14 protein-coding genes and 3 rRNA genes are annotated in these 20,841 nt (G+C 65.2%); 2 read left to right on the plus strand and 15 right to left on the minus strand.

Annotated features, from left to right (window positions below):
- Positions 1-63: 63 nt before the first annotated feature.
- The 3 genes from xerD to LKO27_RS07100 are packed head-to-tail and all read right to left on the minus strand — an operon-like array spanning position 64 to position 3,346.
- Positions 64-978, minus strand: coding sequence for a site-specific tyrosine recombinase XerD (gene xerD / locus LKO27_RS07090; RefSeq protein ID WP_227736513.1), 915 nt, complete (start codon positions 976-978; stop codon positions 64-66).
- Positions 975-1,625 carry an NUDIX domain-containing protein gene (locus LKO27_RS07095; protein ID WP_370629958.1) on the minus strand — a complete coding sequence of 217 codons (651 nt, stop codon included), beginning with the start codon at positions 1,623-1,625 and terminating at the stop codon, positions 975-977. The genes xerD and LKO27_RS07095 overlap by 4 nt, the downstream gene beginning before the upstream one ends.
- On the minus strand, positions 1,622-3,346 hold the full coding sequence (locus tag LKO27_RS07100; protein ID WP_255621840.1) for a CTP synthase: 1,725 nt from the start codon (positions 3,344-3,346) through the stop codon (positions 1,622-1,624). Before LKO27_RS07100 ends, LKO27_RS07095 begins: the two co-directional genes overlap by 4 nt.
- On the opposite strand from LKO27_RS07100, the gene LKO27_RS07105 reads away from it, so the two are divergent.
- A complete protein-coding gene (locus LKO27_RS07105; protein ID WP_227736518.1) occupies positions 3,324-4,352 on the plus strand; it encodes an ATP-dependent DNA ligase in 1,029 nt (342 codons plus the stop codon). The genes LKO27_RS07100 and LKO27_RS07105 overlap by 23 nt on opposite strands.
- Before the next feature lie 3 nt (positions 4,353-4,355).
- Here LKO27_RS07105 and LKO27_RS07110 read toward each other — a convergent pair whose 3' ends face one another.
- The 11 genes from LKO27_RS07110 to LKO27_RS07160 form a co-directional block, all read right to left on the minus strand.
- Positions 4,356-5,606 (minus strand): D-arabinono-1,4-lactone oxidase, encoded by a 1,251-nt coding sequence (locus LKO27_RS07110; protein WP_227736519.1) that lies wholly within the window; start codon positions 5,604-5,606, stop codon positions 4,356-4,358.
- 4 nt (positions 5,607-5,610) lie between these two features.
- Positions 5,611-6,177, minus strand: a complete 567-nt coding sequence (locus tag LKO27_RS07115; RefSeq protein ID WP_227736521.1) for an isochorismatase family protein — start codon at positions 6,175-6,177, stop codon at positions 5,611-5,613.
- Between the two features lie 47 nt (positions 6,178-6,224).
- Complete coding sequence (gene recN, locus LKO27_RS07120; RefSeq protein ID WP_227736523.1) at positions 6,225-7,901, minus strand: DNA repair protein RecN; 1,677 nt, start codon at positions 7,899-7,901, stop codon at positions 6,225-6,227.
- Positions 7,901-8,809 (minus strand): NAD kinase, encoded by a 909-nt coding sequence (locus LKO27_RS07125; RefSeq protein ID WP_227736526.1) that lies wholly within the window; start codon positions 8,807-8,809, stop codon positions 7,901-7,903. Before LKO27_RS07125 ends, recN begins: the two co-directional genes overlap by 1 nt.
- A 26-nt stretch (positions 8,810-8,835) precedes the next feature.
- Positions 8,836-9,552 carry a TlyA family RNA methyltransferase gene (locus LKO27_RS07130; RefSeq protein WP_227737241.1) on the minus strand — a complete coding sequence of 239 codons (717 nt, stop codon included), beginning with the start codon at positions 9,550-9,552 and terminating at the stop codon, positions 8,836-8,838.
- Positions 9,553-9,573: 21 nt separating this feature from the next.
- The gene (locus LKO27_RS07135) at positions 9,574-9,792 is read right to left on the minus strand and encodes a hypothetical protein (RefSeq protein WP_227736528.1); all 219 of its coding nucleotides are present in this window, start codon (positions 9,790-9,792) and stop codon (positions 9,574-9,576) included.
- 11 nt (positions 9,793-9,803) lie between these two features.
- Positions 9,804-10,793 (minus strand): HAD-IIA family hydrolase, encoded by a 990-nt coding sequence (locus LKO27_RS07140; RefSeq protein WP_227736530.1) that lies wholly within the window; start codon positions 10,791-10,793, stop codon positions 9,804-9,806.
- Complete coding sequence (locus LKO27_RS07145) at positions 10,790-11,494, minus strand: tol-pal system YbgF family protein (protein ID WP_227736531.1); 705 nt, start codon at positions 11,492-11,494, stop codon at positions 10,790-10,792. Before LKO27_RS07145 ends, LKO27_RS07140 begins: the two co-directional genes overlap by 4 nt.
- Before the next feature lie 870 nt (positions 11,495-12,364).
- Positions 12,365-12,481, minus strand: a 5S ribosomal RNA gene (gene rrf, locus LKO27_RS07150).
- 102 nt (positions 12,482-12,583) lie between these two features.
- A 23S ribosomal RNA gene (locus LKO27_RS07155) occupies positions 12,584-15,671 on the minus strand.
- A 325-nt stretch (positions 15,672-15,996) separates the two neighbouring features.
- A 16S ribosomal RNA gene (locus LKO27_RS07160) occupies positions 15,997-17,514 on the minus strand.
- The 16S, 23S and 5S rRNA genes sit together here, the layout of an rRNA operon.
- 993 nt (positions 17,515-18,507) lie before the next feature.
- Here LKO27_RS07160 and LKO27_RS07165 point away from each other — a divergent pair.
- Entirely contained in the window at positions 18,508-19,578 is a 1,071-nt protein-coding gene (locus tag LKO27_RS07165) for a CapA family protein (protein WP_227736532.1), read from the plus strand.
- A gap of 8 nt (positions 19,579-19,586) precedes the next feature.
- Here LKO27_RS07165 and tyrS read toward each other — a convergent pair whose 3' ends face one another.
- Complete coding sequence (tyrS, locus tag LKO27_RS07170) at positions 19,587-20,840, minus strand: tyrosine--tRNA ligase (protein ID WP_227736533.1); 1,254 nt, start codon at positions 20,838-20,840, stop codon at positions 19,587-19,589.
- Position 20,841: the final 1 nt, after the last annotated feature.

Raw genomic sequence — 20,841 nt, forward strand, 5'->3', positions numbered from 1 at the left:
CGGTAGCGCGGCCGACGAGCGGTAGCGGGCGGCGGGCGGCGGGTAGCGGGCGGCGGTCCGACTTCACCGGGCTCGCGGATGCGCACCCAGATATACCTCCCGCAGCGTCTCGATCGTCACGAGCGTGTAGATCTGGGTGGTCGCCACCGAGGCGTGCCCCAGTAGTTCCTGGACGACGCGGACGTCGGCTCCACCGTCGAGGAGATGCGTGGCGAAGGAGTGCCGCAACGAGTGCGGGGAGACCTCGGTCTTGATGCCGGCGGTCGCGGCCGCTTGCCCGATGACGGCCCAGGCCGACTGGCGCGAAAGCCGCCCGCCGCGCTGGTTCAGCAGCAGGGCGTGCTCGCTGCGACGTGCCCGAACGGCCAGCACGGGCCTAGCCCGGACCAGGTAGGCATCGACGGCGGCCCGGGCGTAACTGCCCAACGGCACCAGCCGCTCCTTGCCACCCTTCCCCAGCAACCGCAGGCCTGCGTCAGGGTCTTTGAGGATGGCCGTGAGGTCGTCGACGTCAAGCGCACAGATCTCGGAGATGCGGGCACCCGTGCCGTAGAGCAACTCCAGCAGGGCGGCATCGCGCAGGCCGACCACCTCGTCGGTGTCCGGGGCGTCGAGCAGGGCCTGCACCTCCGCGATGCTCAGCGCCTTCGGCAGCCTCTGGTCGAGCTTGGGCGGGTGCAGGTCGAGTGCCGGGTTGTCGGGGGTGACGCCCTCCTCGTGCGCGAAGCCGTGCAGGTTCCGGACGGACACCACGGTGCGGGCCACCGACGCTTTGGCCACCTGCGCGGACAGCTCGCGCACGAACTCCGACAACTCCACGAGGGTCACCTCGGACAGTTCGAGGATCCCGCGCTCCTCCAGGAAGGCCACGTAGCGGGCCAGGTCGCGGCGATAGGCGGCGACGGTGTTGGCTGCCAGTCCGCGCTCCACCCGGACGTGGCCCAGGTAGTCGTTGACGACAGCCGCCAGCGCGCTCATGAGTGGTCGGAACCCGTCGCGGGCAGCCTCTCACGGATAGGCCACGGCGACATCGCCGGCCGCAACGCCTCGGTGCGGCCCCCCAGGATGGCGGATTCGAGTGCCAGCACGCCCACGACGAGACTGGGGCTCTGGCAGCGACCGTCGAAGACCGCCTGTGTCAGTTCCGAGCGGGAGACCCATTCCCAGGTCATGTGCGCCTCCTCGCCCTCGAGTTCGAACCCCTCGGGACGCGCCGTGGCACTCAACCCGCGGGCGAGGTAGATGCGCAACGACTCCTCGCACGCCCCCGGCGTCGAGCACATGTCCACCAGGACCTGCCACTTGCTGGCGGCGAGCTCGATCTCCTCGGTCAACTCCCGCTGCGCGGCCACCACCCAGTCCTCGCCGTCAAGGTCCAGCAGGCCCGCGGGGATCTCGACGAGTTCCATGCGCACCGGGTGCCGGTACTGCCGCAGGCAAGCGACGGTATCGGCCTCCTCGTCCCATGCGAGCACCGCTACCGCGCCTGGATGGGTGAGGTACTGGCGCTGGATCAGTTCACCCGAGGGAGTGCGCACCTCCTCATTCACGAAGCTGGAGACCCTGCCCTCGCCCAGCACCTCGCGGGAGGTGACCTCCCAGGCCACCGGCTTGTCGGCGATCACTTCGCCTCCTGCCGCGCGAGGGCCGCGCGGATAAGGCCGTCGAACAGGGGGTGCGGCCGGGTGGGGCGCGACTTCAGCTCGGGGTGCGCCTGCGTACCGACGTAGAACGGGTGCACGTCGGCCGGCAGTTCGACGAACTCCACCAGCGACGAGTCGGGCGAAACGCCGGAGATCACCAGCCCAGCCTCCTCCAGCCGGCCCCGATAGGCGTTGTTGACCTCGTAGCGGTGCCGATGCCGTTCGGTGACCTCGGCTGAACCGTAGAGGGAGCGCACCACGGAGCCTTCGGCCAGCTCCGCCGGCCACGACCCGAGCCGCATGGACCCGCCGAGGTCGCCCCCGCCGTCGAGGATGGCCACCTGCTCGGCCATGGTCGCGATCACGGGATGCTCGGTGTCGGCCTGGAACTCGCTGGAGGCGGCGTCGGAGATCCCGGCCAGGTTGCGTGCCGCCTCGATCACCATGCACTGCAGCCCCAGGCACAGGCCCAAGGTGGGGATCCGCTGCTCACGCGCGTACCTCAGTGCGCCGAGCTTGCCGTCCACGCCCCGGATGCCGAAGCCACCAGGCACGCACACGGCGTCGACGTCGCCGAGTTCGGCTGCAGCCCCGTCGGGGGTTTCGCAGTTGTCCGATGCCACCCACTTGACGTTGACCCTCGCCCAGTTGGCGAAACCGCCCGCCCGCAACGCCTCGGTGACCGACAGGTAGGCGTCGGGGAGGTCGACGTACTTGCCCACCAGCGCGACGGTGACCTCGTGCCTGGGTGACTCCACCCGCCTCAGCAACTCCCCCCAGGTCCGCCAGTCGACGTCGCGGAAGCTGAGGTTCAGGCGCCGCACGACGTAGGCGTCGAGGCCCTCGGAGTGCAGCACCCGGGGAATTGCGTAGATCGACGACGCGTCGGCGCACGAGATCACCGCCTCCTCCTCGACGTCGCACATCAGGGCGATCTTGCGCTTGAGGGCCTGCGGGACTTCGAACGCGGCACGGCACACGATGGCGTCGGGCTGGATGCCGACCTGGCGGAGCGCAGCCACCGAGTGCTGCGTGGGCTTGGTCTTGAGTTCACCAGAGGGCCCGATGTAGGGCACCAGGGAGACGTGCAGGAAGAACACGTGGTCCCGGCCGACGACGTGGCGCACCTGGCGGGCCGCCTCGAGGAACGGCTGTGACTCGATGTCTCCGACGGTCCCGCCGATCTCGTGGATCACGACGTCGACATCCCTGCCCATCGCAAGCATCGCGTCCCGGATCTCACCGGTGACGTGCGGAATCACCTGGACCGTGTCACCGAGGTAGTCCCCGCGACGCTCCTTGGCGATCACCGAGGAGTACACCTTGCCGGTGGTGACGTTGGCGTCGGCGCTCAGGTTGACGTCGAGGAACCGCTCGTAGTGGCCGATGTCCAGGTCGGTCTCAGCCCCGTCCTCGGTGACGAAGACCTCACCGTGCTGGAAGGGGTTCATCGTGCCCGGATCCACGTTCAGGTAGGGATCCAGCTTCTGCATCGTTACCTTGAGGCCGCGTGCGACCAGCAGGTTACCGAGGCTGGAGGCCGTGAGCCCCTTGCCGAGGGAGGAGACTACGCCTCCGGTGACGAATATGTGCTTGGTCGTTCTCGTGTGCTCCACGGACCTCCAGCCTAGACCTGCCGGATGCCCCGCCACAACAGGCGCGCGATGCGATGATGGGTCAATGCTGCCACTGGAGTTGCCCATCGAACCCATGCTGGCCAAGGCCGTCGACGACGTACCCGTCGGTGACTACGCCTACGAGCCGAAATGGGACGGCTACCGCTGCATCATCATCCGCGACGGAGACCTCATGGAACTGGGCAGCCGCGGCAAGAAGCCGCTGACGCGCTACTTCCCGGAACTGCTCCCAGCCGTGGCGTCGCTCCCCGAGCGGTGCATCATCGACGCCGAGGTGATCCAGCGCACGGGTGAACCCGGTGCGGAGCGCCTCAGCTGGGAGAACCTCAGCCAGCGCATCCACCCCGCCGCCAGCCGTGTCCGACTCCTGTCCGAACGCACCCCTGCGGAGTTGGTCTGCTTCGACCTTCTGGCCCTGGACGACGACGACTGGACCGGCCGGCCGTGGACGCAACGCCGCGCTCGCCTGGAGGAACTGTTCGACGCCGATCTCCACGAGCGCCTGCACCTGAGCGCGGTGACCAGGGACCCGGCCGTTGCCGCCGACTGGTTCAACCGGTTCGAGGGCGCCGGACTCGACGGCGTGATCGCCAAGGCGCTCGAAGGCACCTACGAGCAGGGCCGGCGCACGATGCTCAAGATCAAGCACAAGCGAACCGCCGAGGCGGTCGTGGTGGGTTACCGGGTCCACAAGAGCGGCGAGGGAGTCGGCTCCCTGCTGCTGGGGATGTACGACGACGCCGGCGAGCTCCGGCGGGTGGGCGGCATCGTGGGGCTGCCGATGAAGACGCGGCGCGAACTGCTGGAGCAACTCCAGGAACTCGTGATCGACGACGCCGACCCTTCCCTGGCGGCGCCCGCCTCCCGGTTCTCCGGTGACCGCGACCAGTCCTGGGTGCCGCTCGCCCCAGAGCTCGTCGTGGAGGTGGCGTTCGACCAGCTCGAGGGCAACCGTTTCCGGCACGCCGCCTCGTTCCTGCGCTGGCGACCGGACCGGGAGCCCAGCTCCTGCCGGATCGATCAGGTGGAGCGTGCCCTGGCCTACGACCTGGGAGAGGTCTTCGACGCCTGAGGCTCAGACGAGCCCGACGCGGTGCAGATAGTCGTTGGCGAAGCGTCGCTCCGGGTCGAACTGCTCGCGGAGCTGCCGGAAGTCCCGCGCCCGCGGGTAGAGACCAGCGACACGGCCATGGTCTGCGAACACCTTGCCCCAGTGCGGACGAGCCTCTTCGGGCAGTACCGCCTCGAGCTCGGGCAGCACTGCGGCCACGGCCGCGGGGTCCTTCACCCAGGTGAAGTGGAGCCCGACGACGTCGCGCTCGTGCGCGGCGCTCAGCCACAGGGAATCCGCCGCTACTGTGCGCACCTCGCAGACCTGGAGGATCGGCGAGATCCGGGGGGCCAGAGCCCGCACCGACTCGATGGCGGCCACGGCCCGGGCTCGTGGTACCAGGTACTCCGACTGGATCTCCTCCCCTGCCGAGGGCGTGAACTCCAGCCGGAAGTGCGGCAGGCGGTCGTACCAGGGGCCGAGGATGCCCAGTTGCTGGGTGGCGGGGGTGGCGTCGATGCCTGGAATCGGGTGGCGAGGGCCGTCCGCGGGCCGGAGTCCGGGGAGGGGGGCCCGCGGCTCGCGCCCAAGCCGGGTCTTCACCCAGACCTGGTCGACGAGGTCTGCGTCTCCCCAGGTCGTGAAGAGGCTGACGCTGTCCCCCGCTCCCGTGACGCCGTCGAGGTCGCCGAGCACGTGGTCCCACGTCGCCCCCTCGAACACCGTCTGCGCCACGTCGTAGGCGGGTTCGACGGCAAGCGTGACGTGCGTGACGATGCCAAGGGCACCCAGCGAGACGACAGCACCGTCGAATCCGACGTCTCCGCGACGAAGGCGGTGCAGATCACCCAGACCGTCCAGGATGTCCAGCCCCACCACCTGGGTGGCGAGCGAACCTGAGCGGTCGCCGGAGCCGTGCGTGCCGGTGGCGACGGCGCCGGCGATCGAGATGTGCGGGAGGGAGGCCAGGTTTGCCAGAGCGAGGCCGTGGCCGGTCAGCACCCGGGTGAGCTCGCCGTAACGCATCCAGCCCGGTGCCCGCACGGTGCGTGCTCCGGCATCCACGACGACGTCGCGCTCCGGGTCCACCGGGATCTGCTGCAGGCTGACCAGCGTCCCGGCGGTGTCGGCGAGGTTGTTGAAGGAGTGCCTGGTGCCCAGCACGCGCACCTGCGGGCTGGAGCTGACCAGGTCCGCAAGTTCGTCGAGGCCCCGGGGTTGCAGGAGCCGCTCGGCCCCGTAGACGACGTTGCCGGCCCAGTTCCGCTCCACCATGACGTCAGTCCTTGCCCACCCAGATACCGGCCTCTTCCCAGTAGTCCACGAGGGCGGGGACATTGTCCGGAGTCACGGCAGCAGTGAGGTCCAGCAGGACCGAGACGTCGAAGCCTGCGCTGAGGGCGTCCTCTGCGGTGGCCTTCACGCAGTGGTCGGTGGCGATGCCGACGATGTCGACCTCGCTCACGTCGCGGGACCTGAGGAAGTCGGTCAACGAGACGTCGTCCTGGGAGTGGTCCCTGCCCTCGAACCCCGAGTAGGCGGCAGCGTATTCTCCCTTGTCGAAGACCCCGTCGAAGTCACGGTGGCCCAGGTTCGGGTGGAAGTCGGCTCCCGGGGTGCCGACGACGCAGTGCGGCGGCCAGGAGTCGATGTAGTCGGGTTCGCTGCTGAAGTGCGAGCCCGGGTCGATGTGGTGGTCCCGCGTGGCGACGACGACGTCGTAGCCGTGGTCGGCCGTCAGGAGCGAGTCGATCCGTGAGGCGACGTCCGCCCCGCCTGCCACCGCCAACGACCCGCCTTCGCAGAAATCGTTCTGGACGTCTACGACGATGAGTGCTCGGGTCATGGTGGCTCTCCCTGGTTGAAGGTGCCCCCAGCCTAGCCCGCGGCCGCTCAGGACTTGGCCGCGCGCTGGAGCAGCTCCGCGGCGTGCTCCATCCCCGCCTCCGACTCCCCGGACCCGCCCATCATCCGGGACAGCTCGGCCGCCCGTTGCTCATCGCTCAGGCGATGCACGTCGGAGGTGGTGACCTGGTCCGCGCTGGACTTCGCGATGACGAAATGGGCGTCCGCGAAAGCGGCCACCTGCGCCAGGTGCGTGACGACGACGACCTGGGACTTGGCCGCCAGGCGCTTCAGCCGCCTGCCGATCTCCAGGCCGACGGCACCGCCCACGCCCGCGTCCACCTCGTCGAAGACGAACGTGTGACCGCCCGTCTGCGACGCGAGGACCACCTCCAGGGCCAGCCGCACGCGGGACAGCTCACCGCCGGAGGCGACCTTGCCCAGTGGAGCCGGCGCGCTGCCGGGGTTGGCGGTGAACATGAGTTCAACCCGGTCCCACCCGTGCGCTCCGAGTTCGGTGCGCGTCAGCTCGAAGTGCAGCCTTGCGTGCGGCATCGCGAGGGCTCGGAGTTCGTCGGCCACCAGTGCGGCCAGTTCGTCGGCCGCTCGTTGCCGGTCCTCCGAGATCGACTGCGCAGCGCGGGTCAGGCGCTCGTCGAGTTCCGCCACCCGCTCCCGAAGAGCCCCGATCCGGTCGTCGGCCTGTTCGAGCTCACCCAACCGGGTCACGGCAGACTGGGCCCAAGCCACGACGTCTGTGAGTTCGGGTCCGTACTTGCGGGTGAGCGCGACGAGCTGAGCGCGCCGCTCGGCCACGGCCTCGAGACGCAGGGGGTCGGTGACCAGGTCGGCCGCGTAGCTGGCGACCTCGGAGGCGAGGTCGTGAAGCGTGTAGCTGGCCTCGCGGACGCGTTCGGCGAGTTCGGCTGCCGTCTCGTCACGCTCTGCGAGGCTCTCGGCAGCCTTGCGGGCCGCGTCCACGAGGGCAACGGCGCTGACGGCTTCGAAGACGTCCTCGTCGCCGCTGAGTGCGCGCTGCGCCGTCGCCGCGAGTTCCCTGAGGTGATCGGCGTCCTGGAGCCGCAGCGCCTCGGTGGCGAGGGCATGGTCCTCCCCCTCGACGGGTTCAACGGCGTTGATCTCCTCCAGCCCGAACCGCAGCAGCTCGATCTCGCGGCTGCGCGTGGCGGCCGCCTCGACCAGCCGCGCCAGTTCCCCGGCCAGTCTCCTTCGTTCGCTGAGGTCGGCGCGGTACTGGACCAGGCCGATGGGTTTGGCGAACTGGTCGAGGATCTCGCGCTGGCGGTCACTGCTGGAGAGCCGAAGCTGTTCGGACTGGCCGTGGATGGTGGCCAGGTCCGACAACACCGTGGCGAGCGTGGAGACGGGCACCTGGACGCCCCCGACGACGGCGCGGGAACGCCCGTTGGAGCCCACCTGGCGGCGGCACGTCAGCTCCTCCCCGTCGTCGAGGTCACCACCGAGATCGGCGACGACCTCGGCCACCTCGGGTCCGACGAGCCATCTCCCCTCGACCACCGCGCGGTCGCTACCGTGCCGCACGATGCCCGAATCGCCTTTCCCACCGAGCAACAGACCCAGTCCGGCGACGATCATGGTCTTGCCGGCCCCCGTCTCACCGGTGAGGGCGGTGAGGCCCGGGCCGAGCTCGACCGTGGCGTCGGCCACCACCCCCAGCCCAGTGAGGTGCAGTTCCGTCAACATCAGACGTCTGGCTCGCGCATCCGGCGCCAGCCGTTCACCGGGAGGGCGAACTTCCGCACGAGGCGCGTGGTGAAGGGCTGCTCGGCCAGCCGCGCGATGTGGAGCGGCGTGTCGTCGGCCCAGACGCTCACCACGTCACCGGCCTCGACGTCGGCGGTCCGGCGCCCGTCGCACCAGAGGACCCCGGGTGTGTCCTCCGCGGGTATGTCGATCCTGACCTCTGACGACGGACTCAGGACCATGGGGCGGTTGAACAGGGCGTGCGCCGACAACGGCACCACGAGCATCGCGCGCACGTCGGGCCAAACCACCGGCCCACCGGCTGAGAAGGCGTAGGCGGTGGACCCCGTCGGGGTGGCCACGAGCACGCCGTCGCAGCCCCACCGGGAAAGTGGCCGCTCGTCGATGCTCACCATGACGTTCAGCATTTTCTCCCGGGCGCGCTTCTCGAGCGAGACCTCGTTGACGGCGAACGACTCCCACGTCCGACGGCCCCCGGCGTCGCAGACCGTAACCTCCAGGACCAGGCGTTCCTCCACCTGGTACTCCTTGTTGATCACGGCATGGTGCAGGACGTGGATGTCGGAGGTCTCCAGTTCGGCGAGGAACCCGACGTGGCCCAGGTTGACGCCGAGGAGCGGCACGCGGCGCGGGTGTGCCCATTCCGCAGCCCGCAGGATGGTGCCGTCGCCGCCGAAGACGACGGCCAGTTCGGCGGGCCGGTCACCGAGCGCCTCGAGTCGGGCCGTCGGGAGGAGAGCCCGCAGGCGATGCAGCTCGCCCGGAAACACGAGGACGTCGAAGCCGGCGGTGTCCATGTGCATGATGAACTCGACGGCGGCCTCCAGCGCCTCCCCGCGTTCGGGGTGCTGCAGCACTGCGACAGTTCGGTTCTCCACGGGTACCACCCTATCGAGTCACTCCCAAGGCTGGTTCAGAACACCAGCCTGACGAAGAACTCGACGTTGCCGTCGGCACCGGGCAGGACGCTGGTCCCCCGCCAGTCGCAGCGCCATCCCAGACGCGCCGCAGCCTCGACGACGGTGTCGACGGCGCGTCGGCGGTCCGCGTCGTCACGGACGACGCCGCCGCTCCCGAGCCTGTCCCGCCCCACTTCGAACTGGGGTTTGACAAGTAGCAGGGCCTTCCCGCCCGGGTCGAGTACCGACAGGAGGGGTGGCAGGAGGATGGTGAGCGAGATGAACGAGACGTCGGCGACCACCAGGTCCACCGGCTTCTCGTCAAGGTCAGCCAGTGTGAGGTCGCGAAGGTTGATGCCGTCTCGGCGCACCACCCGTGGGTCCAGACGCAGTTCGGCTGCGAGCTGGTCGTGCCCCACGTCGAACGCGTACACCCGTTCGGCTCCCCGGGAAAGGCAGACCTGGGTGAACCCGCCCGTGCTGGCGCCGGCGTCGAGCACGCGCGCGGGAACCGCTGTGTCCGATTCCTCAAGCGCTCCGAGGAGCTTGTGGGCGGCGCGCGAGACCCAGGGCTCGAGCGTCGCTGTGAGCTGCGAGGCCTCGGTGACGGGCTGTGAGGGTTTGGAGGCCACGGTCCCGTCGACGCGAACCTGGCCGTCGGCGATCAACCGTGCGGCCTGGTTGCGGGAGCGTGCCAGGCCCCGGGCCACCAATGCGACATCCAGCCTCATCACGTTCCCATCCCGAGACCGTCAGGATCTCCCGTGGACGCCCGGAATGCCGAGTTGGCTGACTTCCTGATTGTTGAGGACTGCAGCCAGGACGGCCTGAGTCTCGTCCAGGCGGGCCAGTTGTTCGGTGGTCGGCAGCTGCTCAACCTCTGCGAGGTTGGCCATGGCTTCCGCCACCAGTTCGCGGCGGCGTTCGACGGCGGGCGCTGCGTCCTTCGGCGTCGGCTGGTTCATGGTCATCGACGATACCCTCAGCGAATGCGGTCCAGGCCGGCGAGGGCGGATGACAACTCTGCTCCGCTGCGCCAGGACAGTTGGAGGGCTGCCCAGAGCGCATCCAGCTGGGCGTCGACTTGGGTCGGCGCCGTGGCAATCTCAACCCTGCCTTCGCGGAGCTCCGCGACCTGGTCACCGCAACTTGCCCGGTGGTCCTGGATCGTGAGGACGCGTTCCGGAGCGAGCAGACCGGAGACGTCCCACGCGATGTGCGTCGGCCGGTGTTGCGCGTCCGCTCCAGCGAGATCCGCCTTCCCGTGCGCCCCTGTGAACACGAACAGGGAGTCCATCCCGACGGTGTTCGCGCCGAGGATGTCGGTGTCCAGCCTGTCTCCCACGAAGATGGGGTGCTGCGCCCCAAGCCGGAGCACGGTCTCGTCCAGGAGCGGCCTGAACGGTTTGCCCGCTACCTTGGGGTCCACGTCCACGCAGGCACGCACGACAGCCACCTGCGCACCGCAGCCCGGCAGGATGCCGCGTTCCGTGGGACGGGTCATGTCCGGGTTGGTGGCGTACCAAGGGGCGCCGTTCTGGATCGCGATGGCGCCGAGTTCAAGGAGCTTCCAGTCGATGTCGGGGTGGTAGCCCTGCACCACCGCGACGGGCTCGTCCTCCAGAGTGTGCACCGGGCTGAAACCGCCGTCGGCGAGCTGGGACGCGAGGGCGCCCGTCCCGACCACCAGCACCTTTGCGCCCGCCGGGAGCTCCGACGTGAGCATGCGCACGGTCGCCTGAGTGCTGTTTACCACGTCACCTTCGGCCGCCTCGATCCCGAGTTCGACCAGGTGCTCGGCAACGGTGGCTGGGGTGCGCGCCGCATTGTTCGTCACGAACCCGACGTGCGCGCCGGAGGACCGCAGCTCGGCCAGAGCCTCGGGGACGCCGTCGATGGCATGCGGGCCCAGGTAGATGACCCCGTCCAGGTCGAACAGCGCGGCGTCGTAGGAGTCGACCAGTCGCTTCACTCTTCCCCCTCCTCGCCCTGACCGCTGATGTGGTCCTCGTCCTCGTGCTCGTCCAGCTCGAAGTCTTCCGGGAGCAAGATTCCGTCGATCGCCGCCACGCGCTCAGCGATGTCCAACTGACCTTCGGTATCGAGCTTCTCCGCGGCCAGGAACCACTGCCGGGCCTCGTCGGCCTGGCCGTCGTTCTCCATGAGTTCGGCGTAGGCGTAACGCAGCCGCGCCTGCGCCTGCTTGGGACCGATCTTTCGCGTGATGGCGGACTTCAACAGCCGAAGGGCCTCGCCGCGCTGGCCGAGGTCGTTGCGGATGCCAGCTTCGACGAGCAGGCACTCGATCCGCAGGCCGATGTCCTTCGTGTTCGAATCCAGGGACGCGAGCAGCTCCAGCGCGTCCCTTGGACGCCCAAGCGCGCGTTCGCAGTCAGCCATGACCGGCAGGAACTCGTCACCGCCGTTCATCCGCCGCAAGGCGCGGAACTCCCGCAGCGCCACGTCATAGTGCCCCGCCGCGTAGGCAGTCTCCGCAGCGGCCTCTCGGACCATGGGGATCCGGCCAGCTCGACGGCGAGCCGCCTCGGCATGCTTGAACGCCAGTTCGGGGTCGACGTCGATCAGCTCCCCTGCCGCCAGGATGTGCGCGCCCACGATCTCCGCAAGTTCCTTCGGTAGTCCCTTCAACTCGGCGCGAACGCCGGCGGGCAACTCCGAGGTGTCCAAATCCGTTGGGGTTGCAGGTTCGTCGACGGCGGCAGCAGTCCCCGGGCGAGGTACGTAGTCCTCATCTCGAGGCTCTCGCCGGAAATCGGAGCGGGCTCCCGACTGTCCGCCACGGTCCGCACCACGGTCGTCGCGACGATAGCCTCCACCTTCTCCTCCACGAGCTGGACCCCGACGAGCGTCATCGCCCCGGAACCCACCACGCGACGATTCCCCACCACGGGAGTCATCGCGACGGAACCCACCACGCGGCGATTCCCCACCACGGGAGTCATCGCGACGGAACCCACCACGCCCCGAATCCCCACCACGGGAGTCCTCGCGACGGAACCCACCACGCCCCGATTCCCCACCACGCGAGTCATCGCGACGGAACCCACCACGCCCCGATTCCCCACCACGCGAGTCGTCACGACGGAACCCACCGCGCGCCGAGTCCCCCCGCGGCCGGTCGCGGCTCACCGGAGAGCGACTGGCGCTTCCCCGATCATCGTCCTGCCCATGCGCACGAGCTTTCCCTGCGGAGTCTTCACCCGCGCGGTATCCGCTGCGGTCTCCTGTTCCGCGCCCTGCGCCCCCTTGCCGATCGCGATCCCGGGCACCTGGACCGGTTACGCGTCCCTCTCGGGAGTAGGGGCGGCCACCATCCCTGCGCGGGCCACTTCGCGGAGCAGACGCGCGACGGTCATCGCGTCGCTCACGCGGACGGTCTTCGGGATCGGGCGTTGGTTTTGCAGGCATGTGAACATTCTCCCACAGCAGATTGGGCCGACAAGCATCGCTGGCCGGCCTCGGAACGGACAAAGGCCCTGAAACAAAAAAACACCCCCTGGCGAACCAGGGGGTGTTTTGTAAGTCCGGCGGCGTCCTAGTCTCCCACAGCGTCTCCGCTGCAGTACCATCGGCGCTGAGAGGCTTAACTTCCGGGTTCGGGATGGGACCGGGTGTTTCCCTCTCGCCATGGCCACCGAAACACTATTGAGATAGTGATCGTGAACCGGCAACTTCATTGAGTTGTCGAACGATTCCCGACCGTATCTCGGGAACCTCACAGTGGACGCGTAGCATCTTTGTAGGAACAAGCCCTCGGCCTATTAGTATCGGTCAGCTCCGTGCCTTTCAGCACTTCCACATCCGACCTATCACCCTGTGGGCTACAGGGGGCCTTACCAGATTATTCTGTGGGAGCCCTCATCTTGAAGCGTGCTTCCCGCTTAGATGCTTTCAGCGGTTATCACTTCCCAACGTAGCCAACCAGCCGTGCTCTTGGCAGAACAACTGGCACACCAGAGGTTAGTCCGTCCCGGTCCTCTCGTACTAAGGACAGCTCTTCTCAAGACTCCTACGCGCGCAGCGGATAGGGACCGAACTGTCTCACGACGTTCTAAACCCAGCTCGCGTGCCGCTTTAATGGGCGAACAGCCCAACCCTTGGGACCGACTACAGCCCCAGGATGCGACGAGCCGACATCGAGGTGCCAAACCATGCCGTCGCTATGGACGCTCGGGCAAGATCAGCCTGTTATCCCCGGGGTACCTTTTATCCGTTGAGTCCTGGCGCTTCCATGTGCCACCAGAAGATCACTAGTCCCGACTTTCGTCCCTGCTCGAGATGTCTCTCTCGCAGTCAAGCTCCCTTGTGCACTTACACTCGAAACCTGATTACCAACCAGGCTGAGGGAACCTTTGGGCGCCTCCGTTACCTTTTAGGAGGCGACCGCCCCAGTCAAACTACCCATCAGGCACTGTCCCTGATCCAGATAATGGACCTAGGTTAGATAACTAGAACGACCAGAGTGGTATTTCAACGTTGACTCCACCCGAACTGGCGTCCGGGCTTCAAAGTCTCCCACCTATCCTACACAAGTCGTCCCAATCACCAATACCAAACTATAGTAAAGGTCCCGGGGTCTTTCCGTCCTGCTGCGCGTAACGAGCATCTTTACTCGTAGTGCAATTTCGCCGAGTTCATGGTGGAGACAGCGCCCAAATCGTTACTCCATTCGTGCAGGTCGGAACTTACCCGACAAGGAATTTCGCTACCTTAGGATGGTTATAGTTACCACCGCCGTTTACTGGGGCTTAAGTTCAGTGCTTCGCCGAAGCTAACACTTCCCCTTAACCTTCCAGCACCGGGCAGGAGTCAGTCCGTATACATCGTCTTTCAACTTGGCACGGACCTGTGTTTTTAGTAAACAGTCGCTTGGGCCTGGTCTCTGCGACCTTCAGCGCTTTCGAAGTAAATTCTAATACGCGTCCGGTCCCCCTTATCCCGAAGTTACGGGGGTATTTTGCCGAGTTCCTTCACCATGATTATCTCGATCGCCTTGGTATTCTCTACCTATCCACCTGTGTCGGTTTGGGGTACGGGCCATAACATACGTCGCTCACGAAGCTTTTCTAGGCAGCATAGGATCACTCAATCCACACTAATGTGCAGACCCGTCATGTCTCAGGCTTGTGAAACGCGGATTTGCCTACGTTTCGCCCTACGCACTTAGCCCGGGACAACCAACGCCCGGGATGAGCTACCTTCCTGCGTCCCTCCGCAGCTTGCCTAATACGAGTTTGGGTCGCAGACTCAGCCGGCATCAGTCCGAAGACGTCCACCAGCCTTGCGTGCTTAGCATTACTCGGTTCGGCAGGGTCCGTATGATACGGGTACGGGAATATCAACCCGTTGTCCATCGACTACGCCTGTCGGCCTCGCCTTAGGTCCCGACTTACCCAGGGCAGATTAGCTTGACCCTGGAACCCTTGGATATTCGGCGGACGGGTTTCTCACCCGTCTTTCGCTACTCATGCCTGCATTCTCACTCGTGTGCTCTCCACGGCTGGGTCACCCCGCCGCTTCAACGCGCACACGACGCTCCCCTACCCATCCGTACGACCTTACGGTCATGTGTACGAATGCCATAGCTTCGGCGGATAACTTGAGCCCCGCTAAATTGTCGGCGCAGAATCACTTGACCAGTGAGCTATTACGCACTCTTTCAAGGGTGGCTGCTTCCAAGCCAACCTCCTGGTTGTCTCCGCAACTCCACATCCTTTTCCACTTAGTTATCGCTTAGGGGCCTTAGCTGATGATCTGGGCTGTTTCCCTCTCGACAATGAATCTTATCACCCACTGTCTCACTGCCGCGCTCTAACTTACCGGCATTCGGAGTTTGGTTGATTTCGGTAAGCTTTTGGGCCCCCTAGACCATCCAGTGCTCTACCTCCGGTAAGAAACACGCGACGCTGCACCTAAATGCATTTCGGGGAGAACCAGCTATCACGGAGTTTGATTGGCCTTTCACCCCTATCCACAGCTCATCTCCTCGGTTTTCAACCCAAGTGAGTTCGGTCCTCCACGACGTCTTACCGTCGCTTCAACCTGGCCATGGATAGATCACTCCGCTTCGGGTCTAGAGCATGCGACTGAATCGCCCTATTAGGACTTGCTTTCGCTACGGCTTCCCCACACGGGTTAACCTCGCCACATACCACTAACTCGCAGGCTCATTCTTCAAAAGGCACGCCGTCACCCTTGCGGGCTCCGACGGATTGTATGCGATCGGTTTCAGGTACTATTTCACTCCCCTCCCGGGGTACTTTTCACCATTCCCTCACGGTACTTGTCCGCTATCGGTCACCAAGGAGTATTTAGGCTTAGCGGATGGTCCCGCCAGATTCACACGGAATTTCAGGGGTTCCGTGTTACTTGGGGTTACGCTCGAGAGTGATCAACTTACGTGTACAGGAGTATTACCTTCTTTGCTGTGCCTTTCCAGGCCCTTCAACTTCATTGATCATTTTTGACTCTCTGGCTGATTGACAGTTCAGCCTGAACGGCCCCACAACACCACATGTGCAACGCCTGTCAGCTATCACACACACATGGTTTGGCCTCTTCCGCGTTCGCTCGCCACTACTTACGGAATCACTGTTGTTTTCTCTTCCTGTGGGTACTGAGATGTTTCACTTCCCCACGTTCCCTCCAACTGCCCTATGTGTTCAGGCAGAGGTCGCCGGACATAACTCCGGTGTTTCGAGGTTTCCCTATTCGGAGATCCCCGGATCAAAGCTCGTTTACCAGCTCCCCGGGGCTTATCGCAGGTTACAACGTCCTTCGTCGGCTCTTGGTGCCAAGGCATCCACCGATCGCACTTAGTAGCTTGTTGTTACTACAAAGATGCTCGCGTCCACTGTGAAGTTCTCAAGATACGGGCGGGCCCAGCTCCAGGCATCACCATTCGGTGACTACTGGCGTCTGGTCCGCGTAGAAGGCGTTGCAAAGCAACCGACCCTTCAGGACCCAACAGCGTGCTTGGGCCGATTCGCGTCCCTTCGATTTTCCACTCCAGGTAAACCTGGTTGTACTGACGAAGTTGGCTTTTCGGCTTCAGGTCAATGTTCCACATTCCGGTGCCTGCCGGCCCGATGACGTTTGCATCGGAAACCAGCAATGGTCGGGTACCCACTGGGTACTCGACTGAGGCTCCTTAGAAAGGAGGTGATCCAGCCGCACCTTCCGGTACGGCTACCTTGTTACGACTTAGTCCTAATTACCGGTCCCACCTTCGACGGCTCCCTCCAAAAGGTTGGGCCACCGGCTTCGGGTGTTACCGACTTTCATGACTTGACGGGCGGTGTGTACAAGCCCCGGGAACGTATTCACCGCAGCGTTGCTGATCTGCGATTACTAGCGACTCCGACTTCATGGGGTCGAGTTGCAGACCCCAATCCGAACTGAGACCGGCTTTTTGAGATTCGCTCACCCTTGCGAGTTCGCAGCTCTTTGTACCGGCCATTGTAGCATGCGTGAAGCCCTGGACATAAGGGGCATGATGACTTGACGTCATCCCCACCTTCCTCCGAGTTGACCCCGGCGGTCTCCAATGAGTCCCCGGCATTACCCGCTGGCAACATTGGACGAGGGTTGCGCTCGTTGCGGGACTTAACCCAACATCTCACGACACGAGCTGACGACAGCCATGCACCACCTGTATACCGACCAAAAAGGGGCACCTATCTCTAGGTGTTTCCGGTATATGTCAAACCCAGGTAAGGTTCTTCGCGTTGCATCGAATTAATCCGCATGCTCCGCCGCTTGTGCGGGGCCCCGTCAATTCCTTTGAGTTTTAGCCTTGCGGCCGTACTCCCCAGGCGGGGTACTTAATGCGTTAGCTGCGGCACGGAGAACGTGGAATGTCCCCCACACCTAGTACCCACCGTTTACGGCGTGGACTACCAGGGTATCTAAGCCTGTTTGCTCCCCACGCTTTCGCTTCTCAGCGTCAGGAAAGGTCCAGAGATCCGCCTTCGCCACTGGTGTTCCTCCTGATATCTGCGCATTCCACCGCTCCACCAGGAATTCCGATCTCCCCTACCTTCCTCAAGTCTGCCCGTATCGGAAGCAGGCTCAGGGTTGAGCCCTGAGTTTTCACTCCCGACGTGACAAACCGCCTACAAGCTCTTTACGCCCAATAAATCCGGACAACGCTCGCACCCTACGTATCACCGCGGCTGCTGGCACGTAGTTAGCCGGTGCTTCTTCTGCAGGTACCGTCACGTTAGCTTCGTCCCTGCTGAAAGCGGTTTACAACCCGAAGGCCGTCATCCCGCACGCGGCGTTGCTGCATCAGGCTTGCGCCCATTGTGCAATATTCCCCACTGCTGCCTCCCGTAGGAGTTTGGGCCGTATCTCAGTCCCAATGTGGCCGGTCGCCCTCTCAGGCCGGCTACCCGTCGAAGCCTTGGTGAGCCGTTACCTCACCAACAAGCTGATAGGCCGCGAGTCCATCCATGACCGCCGGAGCTTTCCAACCTCGAAGATGTCTAGGAGGTTCGTATCCGGTATTAGCACCTGTTTCCAGGTGTTATCCCAGAGTCAAGGGTAGGTTACTCACGTGTTACTCACCCGTTCGCCACTCGTGTACCCCCGAAGGGGCCTTACCGTTCGACTTGCATGTGTTAAGCACGCCGCCAGCGTTCGTCCTGAGCCAGGATCAAACTCTCCGTTGAAATTTTTCGGTCAGGCCGAAGCCTGTTTACCGTCAATTTGGTTAGTTTGATTACCCGACAGAGTTCCATTGCTGGATCTATCAATTAATCAAAGGAATCCGAAGATGACCGAAGTCATCGACGGGTTTCGCAACTGCAATAAATTGCAATGTGCATGTTTTGGCATTGACTTTAAGCACGCTGTTGAGTTCTCAAGTTTCGGGTGCGTCCCGCGCTCCCAGACCAGGTCTGTTATGCTTGGGGCAACTCGATCAACTCTACTCGGTGTTCCTTGGGCTGTCAACTTGGCGTCTTGGCCCTGGATCCGTGTTGAGTTGTTCAATTTCTTGCTGCCAGGTTCCCCTGGCGGCCTTTCTACCTTACTCCTTCGTCCTGCTCCGATCAAATCGGGGCTGGCTTCCGGTTTGCCACCTCGTTGAGGCGACTCGACCAACTCTACTCAGGTGTTCGCTCCCCGGTCAAATCGACCTGACAACGACCTTCATTGAGTTGTGTCGGCGGGCCCGGAGGCCCTGGTTCCCTGTCGCGTCGAGGGCCGTAGCCCTGTCTCGGACCGCACCAGTCACTGTCCTGAGGCCTTGAGCGGGTTCCTTCTGAACGCACACTCGCCCCGGGACTGTTGTCGGTGGTGGGGCTTCGGGTTCGGCCACCAGCTGGCGTCCGGTTCACCTCGAAGCGTTGAGAACTCTACACACAGCCCAGCGAGGGTGCAAATCGGGTCTGCGAGGGGGGTCCTCCTGAGGGTGACCCGGGCTGGACTAGTTTGGAGCTGTGACCGACTTTCCACGGCGAGGTTCCGGCCGACCACTAGGGGTGGCCGCGCTCGTAGTCCCGCTGCTGCTCGGCTGCACTCCCACCGGCATGGTGCCTGTTTCCTCGACCCCTGCACCCAACGCAGAGGCGTCAAGCCCACAAGGATCCAGTCCCACGTACGTCGAGGGCAGTTCCACTCCCGAACCAAAGCCATCGCCGCCGGTCTCTCCCTCTGCCCCGGTGGAACCCGTTCAACCGCAGGGCACGCCGTCGCCCTCCGCGACCAGTGGGCGCCCGGCCCTGAGCGTGACCATCAACTTCTCGGGAGACCTCCTGTGGCACAACACCCTCTGGGAGTCAGCCCGCATCGACGGCCGGGGCCCGATGGACTTCGGGCCGCAGCTTGCCGGGCTGACCGACTACGTCAGTGCCGCGGACGTGGCCATCTGCCACTCGGAGGTCCCCTTCGCCGTCGAGGGAGGGCCCTATGCGAGCTATCCGATGTTCAAGGCGCCTCCGGAGATCGCCGCCACGCTGCCGGCGATCGGCTGGGACGTCTGCACGACGGCGTCCAACCACTCCCTGGACGACGGCTTCGCGGGGCTTGAACGCACCATCGCCGAGCATGCCGCCCACGGGATCCTGACATCCGGCACCTACGCAACGAGCCAGGCGCGCAACACCCCCGTCATCTTCACCACAGCATCCGGGGTCCGCGTCGGGGTGGTGAGCTCCACCTACGGGACCAACGGGATCCCCTTGCCGAAGGGCAAGCCCTGGTCTGTGAGCCTCATGGACGCTGACGACGCACTCGCGCAGGCGGCCCGCGCACGTGCGGCGGGCGCTGACATCGTCGTGGTGCACATGCACGCCGGCACCGAGTACGAGGCTGACCCCAACCCAGAGCAGGTCGCCTTCGCCGAGGCCATGACCGCCTCACCGGACGTAGACCTGGTGATCGGGCAGCACGCCCACGTGGTCCAGCCCATCGTCCGGATGAACGGCAAGTGGGTGGCCTACGGTGCGGGCAACCTGATGGCCCAGAGCGGGCCGGCCCAGCCGTGGACCTACGACGGTTACCTCGCGACGTTCACCTTCGTCGAACGCGCCGACGGCTCCTTCGCATCGAGCGCGGCCGAGTTCGCACCCACCATGATCACCAAACACCGCAGCGCCGCGCCGGCACGGGTCCACATCGTCAGCGACGCCCTCGCAGCAGGGCTGGGGGACGCGAAGGCACTGCGGGAGTCCGCTGCGCGGACCAGGGCGACGGTGCTCTCGGTCGGCGCCGAGGGCCTGACCGAGCGCTGAGGTTCTCGTCAGCCGAAGTGGACTCCACCGACCGTCTTGCGACCTCTCCTCAGCACGACGTACTTGCCTGCGAGCCGGTGCTCAGCGGACAGCGGCAGATCGGCGTCGGTGACCTTCTGGTTGTTCACGTAGGCACCGCCCTCCGCCACCGCGCGGCGCGCGGCGGACTTCGATTCCACCAGCCCAGCCGCCACGAACGCGTCGGTGACCGACACCTCCCCCGCAACCGGCACGGCGCCGACCTCCCGCATCACGCCAGCGAGGGTCGCCTCCGGCAACGCCTCCAGGTCCTCCCGCCCGAAGAGCGCCGCCGCGGCCTTCACCGCTGACTCCCGCTCGGCGACGCCGTGCACGAGGTCCGTGACATCGTCGGCGAGTGCGCGCTGGGCTGCTCGCTTGTGGGGCTCGGCCGCGGTCGCCCTCTCCAGCTCCTCGATTTCGGCACGGCTGCGCATCGTGAACACCTTCAGGTAATCGACGACCTTGGCGTCCTCTGCGTTCAGGAAGAACTGGTGGAAGGCATACGGGCTGGTCAGTTCGGGATCCAGCCAGACGGCCCCGCCCTCGGTCTTGCCGAACTTCGTGCCGTCGGCCTTCGTGACCAGCGGCGTCGCCACCGCGTGCACCCGTTCGGCGTCGCTGCGACGGATGAAGTCCACGCCCGCGGTGATGTTGCCCCACTGGTCGCTGCCGCCGAACTGCAGCGTCACACCGTGTCGCCGGCGAAGTTCCCGGAAATCCAGCGATTGCAGCAGGACGTAGGAGAACTCCGTGTAGGAGATCCCCTCCTCAAGTCGCCGGGCCACGACGTCGCGGGCGAGCATGCGGTTGACGGGGAAGTGCTTACCAACGTCTCGCAGGAACTCCAGCACGTTCATCGCCGAGGTCCAGTCGTAGTTGTTGACCATGGTGGCCGCCGCCGGACCGTCGAAGTCGACGAACCGCTCGACCTGCGTCCGGATCCGCTCCACCCAGCCGGCCACGACTTCGGTGGAGTTCATCACGCGCTCGCCGGTCTCCTTCGGGTCCCCGATGAGTCCGGTGGCGCCGCCGACGAGCATGTGGGGCAGGTGGCCGGCGCGCTGCAGCCGTTGGGCGAGCAGGAGCTGGACCAGATGACCGATGTGCAGGCTCTGGGCGGTCGGGTCAAAGCCGACGTAGAACTTGACCGGCCCCTCATCCAGGTGCGCCGCCAGCGCTTCCGGATCCGTCGAATGGGCGATCAGGCCCCGCCAGGAGAGGTCGTCAAGGAGTTGGTTCACG

Source organism: Tessaracoccus sp. OS52 (genome assembly GCF_020687685.1).
In the GTDB taxonomy this organism is placed as follows: Bacteria; Actinomycetota; Actinomycetes; order Propionibacteriales; family Propionibacteriaceae; genus Arachnia.